We start from the raw sequence: 11,308 nt of genomic DNA on the forward strand, positions 1-11,308 counted from the left end.
TTTGTCCGCCCCCGAAGGATTCGCAGGCCCCCCGGCCGGGCGGCGCGATGGCCCGCTTTGCGGCGGGACGACGCCGTCCATGCTCATCGATGCTCCTCCATGCGGGCGCGCAGCGCCTCGATGCCGCGCGAACCGTAAGCCTTGACCGCGCCGACCGACACCCCGAGCGCCGTGGCGACCTGTGCCTCCGTCAGATCCGCGTAGTAACGCAACACGAGGACCTCACGCTGCCTGCGTTGCAGGCCACGCAGCGCCTGGATGAGGGCGTCCCGTTCCAGCGCGTCGTACGCGCCCTCCTCGGCGCTCGCCGCGTCAGGCAACGGCTTGGGCAGCAGCCTCAGGCCGATCAGCCGTCGGCGCAGGGTCGAGCGTGAGAGATTCACCACGGTCTGCCGCAGATAGGCGAGCAGCTTGTCGGGCTCCCTGACCCTCGCACGCGCCGCGTGCACCCTGATGAACGCCTCCTGCACGACATCCTCGCAGGAACCGAGGTCGTCGAGAAGCAGGGCGGCCAACCGCAGCAAAGACGTGTAATGGGTCTGGTAGGTCTTCGTCAACAAGTCGGCGGTCACGTCGACGTCAGTGGCCACCACGCCCCCAGACGAGTGGGACACCGCCCGGATGGTGACCGGGACCGCGCCCTGCACGAACGCCGTGGTGCGATGACCGGCGGCCTCGGCGGGCACGTCCGGGAGCGACGACGCCCCCACGTCGGCCAGGCCGGAGAACGGGCCGGCCTCGGCGGCGCGGCCCGTCACACTCAGGTTCTGGTCGGTCATGGTGACTGTCACGGCAGTTAGACATCTGAACCCCCTCGGACGTTGTACCCCATCCGAGTGGATCTGTGGATGAGGTACTGGGGGTTTTCACGAAGGGCAGGATCCCACCGAAATGGGCTGCGCGAGAACCTTCTGTCGGAAAAACGCCCGGGAGGGTGACGGCGACGGAAGGGCCTCGCGCATCGGGTGTCAGTGTGCGGTGAGTTCGGCGGCGACGAGCTCGGCGATCTGCGCGGTGTTGAGTGCCGCGCCTTTGCGCAGGTTGTCCCCGCAGACGAACAGCTCGATCTCGCGCGGATCGTCCAGGCTGGAGCGGATCCGGCCGACCCAGGTCGGGTCGGTGCCGACCACGTCGTTCGGCGTGGGGAACTCGCCGTTCGCCGGATCGTCGCACAGGACTATGCCCGGAGCGTCGCGCAGCGTCTCGTGAGCCTGTTCGACCGTGATCTCGCGCTCGAACGAGGCATGTACGGCCAACGAGTGGGTGGTGACCACCGGGACGCGCACGCAGGTCGCCGAGACTTTCAGGTTCGGCAGGCCGAGGATCTTGCGCGACTCGTTGCGTACCTTCAGCTCCTCCGAGGACCAGCCGTCCTCCTTGAGCGACCCGGCCCACGGCACCACGTTGAGCGCCAGCGGGGCGGGGAACGGGCCGAGGTCGCCGACCGCGCGGCGCAGGTCGCCGGGCTGCGAGCCGAGCGAGGTGCCGGCCACCTTGGCGAGCTGGTCGCGCAGCGTGTCGATGCCGGCTTGGCCGGCACCGGAGGCGGCCTGGTAGGACGCGACGATCAGGCTGGTCAGGCCGAACTCGGCGTGTAGCGCGCCCATCGCGACGATCATCGAGAGGGTGGTGCAGTTCGGGTTCGAGATGATGCCCTTGGGCCGGTTGCGCACCTGGCCGGGGTTGACCTCAGGCACGACGAGCGGGACCTGCGGGTCCATCCGGAACGCGCCGGAGTTGTCGACCACGACGACGCCCTTGGCGGCGGCGATCGGCCCCCACTGCGCGGAGACCTCGTCGGGCACGTCGAACATCGCGACGTCCACGCCGTCGAAGGCCTCGTCGCTCAGCGCCACGACCTCGACCTGCTCGCCGCGCACGCTCAGCCGCTTGCCGGCCGAGCGAGCCGAGGCGATCAGCCGGATCTCGCCCCAGACGTTCTGCCGGGTGGACAGCAGATCCAGCATCACGGTGCCGACGGCGCCGGTCGCGCCGACGACCGCGAGGGTCGGCAGCTTGGCTGCGTAGTGGTTGTGCGTGCCGTGGGAAGAAGGGCTCATCGTCCGGTCCCTCCGTAGACCACGGCCTCGGCGTCGGCGTCGAGGTCGAAGGCGGTGTGGATGGCCTGCACGGCCGGCTTGACCACGTCCGCGCGGCAGACCACCGAGATGCGGATCTCGCTGGTGGAGATCATCTCGGCGTTGACCCCGGCCTCGGACAGGGCCTCGAAGAACATCGCGGTCACCCCGGGGTGGCTCTTCATCCCGGCGCCGATGAGGGAGACCTTGGCGATCTGGTCGTCGTAGGCCAGCGAGTCGAAGCCGATCAGCGGCTTGACCTTGGTCAGCGCCGCCACCGCCTTGGCCCCGTCGTTCTTGGGCAGGGTGAAGGAGATGTCGGTCAGGCCGGTCGCGGCGGCGGAGACGTTCTGCACCACCATGTCGATGTTGATCTCGGCGTCGGCCACGGCGCGGAAGATCCGGGCGGCCTCGCCCGGCTTGTCCGGGACCCCCACCACGGTGACCTTCGCCTCACTGGTGTCGTGTGCGACGCCGGCGATGATCGCCTGCTCCATCTGGGCCCCTTCCAGGCTGTTACGGATCCAGGTACCCTCCAGCGCGGAGAAGGAGGAGCGCACGTGGATGGGTACGTCGAACCGGCGGGCGTACTCGACGCAGCGCAGGTGCAGGATCTTCGCGCCGCTGGCGGCGAGTTCGAGCATCTCCTCGTAGCGCACCGCGTTCTGCTTGCGCGCGGTGGGCACGAGGCGCGGATCGGCGGTGTAGACGCCGTCCACGTCGGTGTAGATCTCGCAGACCTCGGCTTCGAGGGCGGCGGCGAGGGCCACCGCGGTGGTGTCGGAGCCGCCGCGGCCGAGCGTGGTGATGTCCTTGGTGTCCTGGGAGACGCCCTGGAAGCCGGCCACGATGGCGATGGCGCCCTCGTCCAGCGCGGAGCGGATGCGCCCCGGGGTCACGTCGATGATCCGGGCCTTGTTGTGCACCCGGTCGGTGATCACGCCGGCCTGGCTGCCGGTGAACGACCGCGCCTCGTAGCCGAGGGTGCCGATGGCCATCGCGAGCAGCGCCATCGAGATGCGCTCGCCGGCGGTCAGCAGCATGTCCAGTTCGCGGCCTTCGGGCAGCGGGGAGACCTGCTGGGCGAGGTCGATCAGTTCGTCGGTGGTGTCCCCCATCGCGGAGACGACGACGACGACCTCGTTGCCGGCACGTTTGGTGTCGATGATGCGCTTCGCGACGCGTTTGATGCTTTCGGCGTCGGATACCGAGGAGCCGCCGTACTTCTGCACCACTAGGCCCACAGCGCGCTCCTGGGGTCGGGATTGCGGAATCGCCGCCCAGTGTACCGAGCAGGTGTGAACCCCCTGCGGTATTTCATATGCCGAGACCACAGTCTCAAAAGCATTCGCCTCAAGAGCGATCCCGGGTCGCCGCAGTCACTCGTGCGCGCAGTGATTATGTGATTACTCGCGCAGCCGCGACCTGGCCACGATGGACTGGAGCGCGCGTACCGCGGCGGACGCCGCAGGACCCCAGTCGGTGAGGTACGAGAACTGCCACCACCACAACGCTTCGAGGGTCCGGCCGGCCCGGTGGTGGGTGAGGCCGTGCGCCAGGTCGGAGACCGCGGTGGCGATGTCGTCGGAGATGCGCCGGACCTCCAGCTCCGGCTGGGTGGCCAGCGGGTCGAACAGCTCGTGGTAGCTGTCGCAGGGTTCGAGCAGTTCGGCCAGCTTCTCGCGCAGCTCGTCGAGGTCCGGGTCGGGACCGGGGTCCTCCTCGAAGCGCTCCTCCGGCACCACGTCCTGCACGGCGCCGAGCCGTCCGCCGGCCAGCAGCAGCTGGGAGACCTCAAGCAGCAGCATCGGCACCGCCGAGTCCGGGGCGTCGCCGCGTGCCACTGCGCGCACGACCACGAGGAACGACTCGATCTGGTCGGCGATCTGGTCGGCGAACTCGGCGAGTTCCGAGGCGCTGTCCAGGACGGCCGGCGGCGGGACGGCCGCCGTCACGGTCCGCGCGACGGTCTTCGCGGTCGGCGCGGCGGTGTCGGTGGTCGAGCGGTCAGACATCGAGTGATCTTCTCCCTTCGAAGGCCCGGCCGAGGGTTACCTCGTCGGCGTATTCCAGGTCGCCGCCGACCGGCAGGCCGGAGGCGAGCCGCGTGATGCGCAGCGCGCCGTCCGTGGCGAGCGGCTTGACCAGGCGGGCGAGGTAGGTGGCGGTGGCCTCCCCCTCTAGGTTGGGATCGGTGGCCAGGATCAGCTCGACCACCGAGCCGTCGGCGAGCCGTGCCATCAGCTCGCGGATGCGCAGGTCGTCCGGACCGACGCCGTCGATCGGCGAGATCGCCCCGCCGAGCACGTGGTAGCGGCCGCGGAACTCACGGGTGCGTTCGATCGCGACGACGTCCTTGGGCTCCTCGACCACGCAGAGCACGCTCTGGTCGCGGCGCGGATCGAGGCAGATCCGGCAGCGCTGCGCCGAGGCGACGTTGCCGCAGACCTCGCAGAAGCGGACCGTCTCCTTGACCCGCAGCAGCACCTCGGCCAGCCGGCGCACGTCCGCCGGATCGGCTTGCAGGAGGTGGAACGCGATGCGCTGCGCGCTCTTCGGCCCGATGTTGGGCAGACGGCCCAACTCGTCGATCAGATCCTGGACGACGCCTTCGTACATGGCGAGCACCGCCCCTCGCGCCGCGTGGCCGGCGACGGCGATGCCATCGCCGCCGTCATCGTCGCAGTCGCCGCCGTAGTCCGGTGACCCGCCGGTGTCCGACGGTCCGCCGACGTGGGCCGTCTCCTGGTGCCGCTCATGTCCTGGTGCCGCTCATCCCTCAGCTTGTGGAGCCCGTGTCCGATCCGTCCGCGAGAAGTCAGAAGTCAGAATCCCGGCAGGCCTCCGCCGGGGCCGAGGCCGCCGAGCGCCCCGAGCGGCCCGATCTTGTCCTGCTGCAACCGCTCGGCCTCCTCGTTCGCCGCGTGGATCGCGGCGATGACCAGGTCGGCGAGCGTCTCGGTGTCCTGCGGGTCGACCGCCTCCGGGGAGATCTTCAGGTCGACCAACTCGCCGAGCCCAGTGACAGTGGCGACGACCAGGCCGCCGCCGGCGGCGCCGGTCACCTGCTGCTCGCCGAGCGCGCGCTGAGCCTCCTCCATCTGCTGCTGCATCTGCTGTGCCTGCTGGAGCAGCGATCCCATGTCGAATCCGTCTGGAAACACCTTGGGCTCCTTGTCGCTTGGCGCGGTGACGCTGGGTGTTGACGCTTCGGTGTTCTGTATCGGAATGAGCCTATGCGGTCCGGGCCTTGGCGGGGCACCGGCGCGGGAGCGGATTCCAAACGCGCGCTCCGCGTGCCTTGGTGTGTATCGCGCCTCCGTGTGCACCACGCCGCCGTATACACAGTGCATATGCGGTGCGCAGGACTGCTCGTCCGCGCGGAGCTCAGTCGGAGTCGGACGCCTCCTCAAGCACCGTGGCGCCCAACTCGCGCACCAGCAGGTCCCGCGCGGTCGGCCCGGCGTCGGCCACGTCCTCGTCGTCGGGGTCGGGCTCGTCCTCTTCCGGCGGGGTCGTGGGCTGCACGAACGGTGGCGGTGGCCCTGCCGAGGTGGAAGCGCTGAACCCGGTGGGCGATGCCGAGGACGTCGGCGCTGCCGACGAACCGGGGTTCGCGCCTGACGCAGGGTTCGAGGACGCATGCGCGGACGTTCCCGGCGTGGCCGAGCCGCCGGACGCCAAGACCGCAGCGGCGACTGGTGGCGGCGCGCTCATCATCGGCAGCGGTCCAGGAGCGGTGCTTCCCGCGGAGGGGTCGACCAGCGCGTCGATCTTCCAATCCACCCCGGTGACTTCGCTCAGCGCCTCGCGCAGCGTCTCCTCGCGGTTGGAGCCGTGGAAGTTGTCGCGCAGGCCCGGATTGCTGAAACCGAGCTGGAGCAGCTTGCCTTCGACACCGAGCACATGCACGCTCTGGAGCATCACCCAGGCGACCTTGCTGCGCCGGGCCACGGCTTCGAGTACCTGCGGCCAGGCTTGGCGCATCGCAGCCGGATCGGACACCCCTCCGCCACCACCGCCGCTCGCGGAGGCCGCCACCGCCTGTCCACGCCCCGGCCCCAGCCCAGGGACGGCGCCTTGCGCACCCTGCGACGCCCCGCCGCCAGGTCCACCGTCGTTCTGGCTGCCGCCCTGGCCGCTCTGCCGTCGCCACGGGGGCGTGACCTGGCTCTCCGGCGCGCCCGGAGCCGGAGCCTGCTGTGACGGCGCCATCACTCGGGTGGCCACCGCCGACTCCGCGGCTTCCTGCGGCGCGGCGATCACCGGAGCTGGCAGCGCAGGCGACATCGCGGGCGCCGACGCACCGACCGACAGCTCTGGTGACCTGAGCAGTCGCGACGACTCAACAGGCGCGCCACCGCTCATCGCCCCAACGCTCGACCCGACGCCCGACACGCCACTGAACGCACTCGCGGCCACGCCGCGTTCAAGCCTGTCAAGCCGTGCCGCGACACCCTGCACCGAGTCGTCAGCACCGGGCAGCAGCACCCGCGCACACACCAACTCAAGCAGCAGCCGGGGAGCGGTCGCGCCGCGCATTTCCAGCAGTCCGGCATTGACCAGGTCGGCCGCCCGGGACAGCTCGGTCGGGCCGAAGGCGGCGACCTGGTCACGCATCCGGGCCAGCTGGTCCCCCGGCACCGAGATCAGGCCCTTTTCCGCCGCGTCCGGCACGGCCCCGAGGATCACCAGGTCCCGGAGCCGCTCCAGCAGGTCGGCCAGGAAGCGCCGCGGATCGTGCCCGCCCTCGACGACGTGGTCCACCGCTTGGAATGCGGCCGCCCCGTCGCGCGTGGCGAACGCCGTCACCGCTTCGTCGAGCAGCGCCGCGTCCGTGTAACCGAGCAGCCCGACAGCCATCTGGTACGTGACGCCGCCTTCGCCGGCTCCGGCGAGCAGTTGGTCGAGTACTGACATCGAGTCACGCACCGAGCCGGCGCCGGCGCGCACGACCAGTGGCAGTACGTCCGGATCCACCCGGACCGACTCGCGCTCGCAGACCTGCGCGAGATAGTCGCGAAGCACGCCGGGCGGTACCAGCCGGAACGGATAGTGGTGGGTGCGCGACCGGATGGTCCCGATGACCTTCTCCGGCTCCGTGGTGGCGAAGATGAACTTCAGGTGCGGCGGCGGCTCCTCGACCACCTTGAGCAGGGCGTTGAACCCGGCCTGGGAGACCATGTGGGCCTCGTCCAGAATGTAGATCTTGTAGTGCGAAGAGACCGGCGCGAAGAACGCCCGCTCGCGCAGATCACGCGCGTCGTCCACGCCGCCGTGCGATGCCGCGTCGATCTCGATCACGTCGATCGATCCTGGTCCGCCACGGGCCAGATCCTGGCACGACCGGCAGGTTCCGCACGGCGTGGGCGTCGGCCCCTGCTCGCAGTTCAGGCAGCGGGCAAGAATCCGGGCACTGGTCGTCTTCCCGCAGCCACGCGGCCCGCTGAAGAGGTAGGCGTGGTTCACCCGCTGGTTGCTCAGCGCCCGCTGGAGCGGCTCGGTCACGTGCTCTTGCCCGATGACCTCTTCGAAGGTCTCGGGTCGGTATCGGCGGTAGAGCGCGAGTGACACGCCTCCGAGCGTAGTCGCTCCTGCCCACAACGAGTCGCAGTCTGCAAATCGCCTGTGGATAACTCTGCACCGGCACGGGGTGCCAGCGCAGAAACACTGCGCATGACGACAGATGACCGACGACGAACGCGCGAAGACCCCTCGCGCACCCGCCAGAGCCTGCCTACCCTTGCTGCCTTCCGGCCCTGGGGGGGTTCAGCGGGGTGACGCCACACGAGGGGTCCGTAAAGAAGGATAGCCCATGTCCACGGGCCGCCAGCACCGCTGAATTAGGGTGGCGAAGAACGGGCGCCGGTCCGGTACGATTACCGACGGAGGATTCGCCTAGTGGCCTAGGGCGCACGCTTGGAAAGCGTGTTGGGGGCAACCCCTCACGAGTTCAAATCTCGTATCCTCCGCTCGTACGACAACCCCCGACCAGGGCGAACCGTGGTCGGGGGTTGTTTCGTCTCGGGCTACTGACCGTCTGGACGGGGCAACCGTCTCACTTTCCGTCTCAGTTGGCGCCGCGCCGCAGCTGGCTCGGCAGGTTTCGGCTGCTGCCAGATCAGCGCTCCCTGGCGTTGCGCGACGTCGGTCTGGACACGCTTGACGAGGTGCTGATAGCGCGCGGGCATGGTCGGGTCGCTCCATCCCATGAGTCCCTGCGTTGTGCGGTCCACCACTTCGAGGATGAGCAGCAGTGTGGCTGCGGTGTGCCGCGCGTCGTGGAGCCGACCATCCCGCACGCCAGCAGCTTTGAGCAGATCCTTCCACTCGTGGAAGTCAGTGTTCGGGTTAATCAGCCGACCGGTCAGCGTGGTGAATACGTAGCCACCTTCCTGCCACATATCGCCAGCACGCTCGCGCTCGACGTCCTGAGTGACCTTTTGCGCTGCGAGCATCGCGACGAGCGGTTGAGGGATGCCCATGGGCCGCCGCCCCGCGTCGGACTTCACCTCACCTGTCGGCTTGCGCGTGTTCACCTTCTGCGGGCAATATCCCGCCTTCTTGCCACACGGCGCGCCGCCACACCCATGGCGGTATTTCGGCCGGAGACGGTTCTCCTGGACTCGAAGCGTGCCTGCCTCCAAGTCGAGATCAGTCCATTTCAGCCCCAGTACTTCGCCCTGGCGGAGTCCGAGCACCAGCGCGATGGCCCATCGAGCCGGATTGCGCCGGTCGGCGGCGGCAGCCAAAATCCGCTGAACCTCCTCGACCTCGTAGGGCACGATCTCGACCTTTTCGATTCGCGGGGGCCGCGCGAGAGAAACAGGATTTTGGGTGATGTGCCCGCGCCGAAGCGCTTCGTTGAACGCGGTGCGCGCCGTCCGGTGAACTTGATGAGCGTTGCCAGGCTTGTGCCCGGCCGCCGTCATCTTCTTGTAGAGCTTTTCGAAGTGCTCCGGTTGGATTCGGTCGAGGCGGTGCGCTCCGACGCCAGGGATCAGGTGGTTGTAGACCGCATTCCGGTATCCGTCAGCTGTGGTGTCGCGCACCGTGGGCGCGGAGATGTTCTCGACCCAGTGGTGGAGCCACTTTTCCACCGTCCATACCGGCCCGGCCTTCCGGACTTTGCCGGTGTCACGCTGACGCTCCAGCTCACGGACTCTCTTGATGACTTCGTTCTCGGTTTTGCGTTCGACGTGTCGGCGGTCTTCTGTGCCGTCGTCCTTGATGCCCATGGTGACGCGGCCGTGCCATTTGCCGTCTTTGCCGAGGTAGATGCTGCTGGCGCCGTTGGGGGCGCGGGTGCCTTCGGGGCGCTGCTTACGGGGCATGCTGGTTGCCTCCTGTCGTTCGGTGGCCGGTATGTGGTGACTGCCGGGGTGAGCCTCAGAACGCTGCCGTGCCCCCGCCCCGTGGCTCGCTGTCGTTGGGGTCGCCGGGGTGCTGTTGGTTGGTCAGGCGGGTGGTGTAGGCCTGGATTTCGTCGAGCGGGATGCGGCGCAGGCGGCCGATGAGGAGCGAGCGAAGCTCGCCGCTTTTGATGAGCGCGTAGACGGTGGTGCGGCCGATGTTGAGTTCGGCGGCTGTCTGTTCGGCGGTGAGCATGATGCGGGGCGTGCCACGGGGTGGGGTGGTGTTTGGGCTGGTCATCGGGGGCCCTCCTTCGGTCGGGGGTTAGTTCGCCGGGGGTGGGTGGCGAAATAAGCGAAATAAGCGAGAAAAGGTCGGTGAGCTGCGGGAACGGTTTCGCGGGGGTGGCGAAAAAAGGCGAAGTAAGGGGGCGTGGCTTTTTTCGCCCTTACTTCGCCAGAGTGGCGAAGGCGAAGGCCCTGTTCAGGCGGCTTTTCTCGCTTTTCTCGCTTATTTCGCCGCCCCCTGGTCCGGTGTGTGCAGAGTCCACAGGTCGGTGGGCCGCCCGTTGCCGCGTCGTTGGGTGCGGGTGACTCCGGGCAGGGCTTCAGCCCTGGTCAGCAGGTCGTTGAGCTGTGGCACGTTGAGCTTGCGGGAGAACAGGTCGGAGACCTGCGAGCGTGTGAGGCCTTGGGCGCCGGCGGTGTCCAGGGCGACCAGGATCTTGTCGAGGCGGGGGTCTCCGGTGCCGGTGTCCAGGACGAACGCGGCAGTGTTGCGGGCGTAGCCGATCAGGGCGTAGGCGGCTTGCAGGTGTTTCAGGTCCACCTCGGCGGCCCCGTCGCCCAGGGCGTAGAGCATGGCGGCGCGGCGCGCGTAGGGGGTGGCGCGGGCGGTGAACTGGGCCACGATGCCGTCGGTGGGCTGGGCGCCGGACAGGGCGCCGTAAACCACGTCGGCCCAGTAGGCGCGGGCTGCGTCGGTCAAGGGCACTTTGCGCACGTCGCGGGCCTTTTTGACCAGTTCGCGCAGCACCAGGGCGAGGTTGCCCACGAGGTCTTCCGGGGCGCCTTCGCCTTCGGGGATTTCCTTGGAGCGTTCGGAGTAGATGGGCAGGAACCGGTTGTAGGTGCCGCCGGCCATGTCCGCGCCGTTGACGCGTAGCCGGAACTCGCCCGGGGTGATGTGCGCCAGGATGCCGATGTGCGGGGCGGTGGCGTGCAGCGAGACCTTGGTCAGGGTGGAGAGGTCGTCGCCATCCCAGGCCTGGCGCAGCACGCCGGAGAGGGTGTTGCCCTCACGACCGGCCCGGTTCATGGTCACGCTGTATTCGGTCTCGATGACCAGGCGGGCCTTGCCGCCGCTCGTTTCGTCCTCTTCGTCCGCGACGGCGGCGACAAGGCCCTCGCCGGACGAGAGGCCGGAAGTGATGTTCTCGCTGGCGAACTCCGGCATCGCGGCCTTGACCAGGCGCGCGGCCACGCCCAGCGAGGTGCCTTTGCGCCCGACGCCGGTGTGACCGAGGATCAGCGGCCACAGCAGCGCGGGGTGACGGTCATCGGAGATCTGGGCGTAGGGGCCGCGTCCGGCCATCACGCCGAAGAACGCCATGAGCGTGGCCAGCACCGCGACCGGGTCCGCCTCGCTGGTCTCGGTCAACTTGAGGGACGTCTCGCCCAACCAGCCCTGATAGACGACCGGGTCGGGTACCGGGCCGGTGCGCGCGACCGGCCGCACCACGGGGGCCTGCCCGGTCTCGGTGTCGGCGGGGCTCATGCGGCCCCCCGATCGAGGCGTGGGGTGCGCGGGTGCTGCTGACCGGCCCTCAAACCCGAGGTGATGGTGCGCTCGGTCTCGCGCTCGTCCAGGCCCGCTCG

Annotated in this window: 10 protein-coding genes, 1 tRNA gene and 1 other RNA gene; 1 reads left to right on the forward strand and 11 read right to left on the reverse strand. The window is 69.0% G+C overall.

Translation table 11 applies throughout. From position 1 onward, the window contains the following. Window positions 1-83 precede the first annotated feature (83 nt). From VGS97_RS05775 to ffs, 8 genes are all read right to left on the reverse strand, one after another. Window positions 84-779, reverse strand: a complete 696-nt coding sequence (locus tag VGS97_RS05775) for a SigE family RNA polymerase sigma factor (RefSeq protein WP_326852164.1) — start codon at window positions 777-779, stop codon at window positions 84-86. Between the two features lie 189 nt (window positions 780-968). Continuing rightward, on the reverse strand, window positions 969-2,060 hold the full coding sequence (locus tag VGS97_RS05780; RefSeq protein WP_326852165.1) for an aspartate-semialdehyde dehydrogenase: 1,092 nt from the start codon (window positions 2,058-2,060) through the stop codon (window positions 969-971). Beyond that, the gene (locus tag VGS97_RS05785) at window positions 2,057-3,322 is read right to left on the reverse strand and encodes an aspartate kinase (protein WP_326852166.1); all 1,266 of its coding nucleotides are present in this window, start codon (window positions 3,320-3,322) and stop codon (window positions 2,057-2,059) included. The genes VGS97_RS05780 and VGS97_RS05785 overlap by 4 nt, the downstream gene beginning before the upstream one ends. A gap of 162 nt (window positions 3,323-3,484) precedes the next feature. Beyond that, the gene (locus VGS97_RS05790) at window positions 3,485-4,093 is read right to left on the reverse strand and encodes a DUF5063 domain-containing protein (RefSeq protein WP_326852167.1); all 609 of its coding nucleotides are present in this window, start codon (window positions 4,091-4,093) and stop codon (window positions 3,485-3,487) included. After that, entirely contained in the window at window positions 4,086-4,697 is a 612-nt protein-coding gene (gene recR / locus VGS97_RS05795; protein ID WP_326852168.1) for a recombination mediator RecR, read from the reverse strand. The genes VGS97_RS05790 and recR overlap by 8 nt, the downstream gene beginning before the upstream one ends. A gap of 206 nt (window positions 4,698-4,903) precedes the next feature. After that, the gene (locus tag VGS97_RS05800) at window positions 4,904-5,221 is read right to left on the reverse strand and encodes a YbaB/EbfC family nucleoid-associated protein (RefSeq protein ID WP_349261996.1); all 318 of its coding nucleotides are present in this window, start codon (window positions 5,219-5,221) and stop codon (window positions 4,904-4,906) included. A gap of 244 nt (window positions 5,222-5,465) precedes the next feature. Beyond that, window positions 5,466-7,652, reverse strand: a complete 2,187-nt coding sequence (locus VGS97_RS05805; RefSeq protein ID WP_326852170.1) for a DNA polymerase III subunit gamma and tau — start codon at window positions 7,650-7,652, stop codon at window positions 5,466-5,468. 129 nt (window positions 7,653-7,781) lie between these two features. Next, an RNA gene (ffs, locus tag VGS97_RS05810) (signal recognition particle sRNA small type) lies at window positions 7,782-7,878 on the reverse strand. A gap of 87 nt (window positions 7,879-7,965) precedes the next feature. On the opposite strand from ffs, the gene VGS97_RS05815 reads away from it, so the two are divergent. Next, a tRNA-Ser gene (locus tag VGS97_RS05815) sits at window positions 7,966-8,050 on the forward strand. 57 nt (window positions 8,051-8,107) lie between these two features. Here VGS97_RS05815 and VGS97_RS05820 read toward each other — a convergent pair. The 3 genes from VGS97_RS05820 to VGS97_RS05830 form a co-directional block, all read right to left on the reverse strand. Further along, the gene (locus tag VGS97_RS05820) at window positions 8,108-9,412 is read right to left on the reverse strand and encodes a site-specific integrase (protein WP_326852171.1); all 1,305 of its coding nucleotides are present in this window, start codon (window positions 9,410-9,412) and stop codon (window positions 8,108-8,110) included. A gap of 55 nt (window positions 9,413-9,467) precedes the next feature. Further along, a complete protein-coding gene (locus VGS97_RS05825) occupies window positions 9,468-9,731 on the reverse strand; it encodes a helix-turn-helix domain-containing protein (protein ID WP_326852172.1) in 264 nt (87 codons plus the stop codon). A 210-nt stretch (window positions 9,732-9,941) separates the two neighbouring features. Next, window positions 9,942-11,207 carry a DUF3987 domain-containing protein gene (locus VGS97_RS05830; protein ID WP_326852173.1) on the reverse strand — a complete coding sequence of 422 codons (1,266 nt, stop codon included), beginning with the start codon at window positions 11,205-11,207 and terminating at the stop codon, window positions 9,942-9,944. Between the last annotated feature and the right edge of the window lie 101 nt (window positions 11,208-11,308).

The organism is Actinocrinis sp. (genome assembly GCF_035946395.1).
Taxonomy (GTDB): Bacteria; Actinomycetota; Actinomycetes; order Streptomycetales; family Catenulisporaceae; genus Actinocrinis.

Excerpts from the sequence above, each read along its gene's own strand:
- VGS97_RS05800 (WP_349261996.1), bottom strand. The coding sequence starts at position 5,221 with ATGGGATCGCTGCTCCAGCAGGCACAGCAGATGCAGCAGCAGATGGAG.
- VGS97_RS05780 (WP_326852165.1), bottom strand. The coding sequence starts at position 2,060 with ATGAGCCCTTCTTCCCACGGCACGCACAACCACTACGCAGCCAAGCTG.
- VGS97_RS05820 (WP_326852171.1), bottom strand. The coding sequence starts at position 9,412 with ATGCCCCGTAAGCAGCGCCCCGAAGGCACCCGCGCCCCCAACGGCGCC.
- VGS97_RS05775 (WP_326852164.1), bottom strand. The coding sequence starts at position 779 with ATGACCGACCAGAACCTGAGTGTGACGGGCCGCGCCGCCGAGGCCGGC.
- VGS97_RS05830 (WP_326852173.1), bottom strand. The coding sequence starts at position 11,207 with ATGAGCCCCGCCGACACCGAGACCGGGCAGGCCCCCGTGGTGCGGCCG.
- VGS97_RS05825 (WP_326852172.1), bottom strand. The coding sequence starts at position 9,731 with ATGACCAGCCCAAACACCACCCCACCCCGTGGCACGCCCCGCATCATG.
- VGS97_RS05790 (WP_326852167.1), bottom strand. The coding sequence starts at position 4,093 with ATGTCTGACCGCTCGACCACCGACACCGCCGCGCCGACCGCGAAGACC.
- recR (WP_326852168.1), bottom strand. The coding sequence starts at position 4,697 with ATGTACGAAGGCGTCGTCCAGGATCTGATCGACGAGTTGGGCCGTCTG.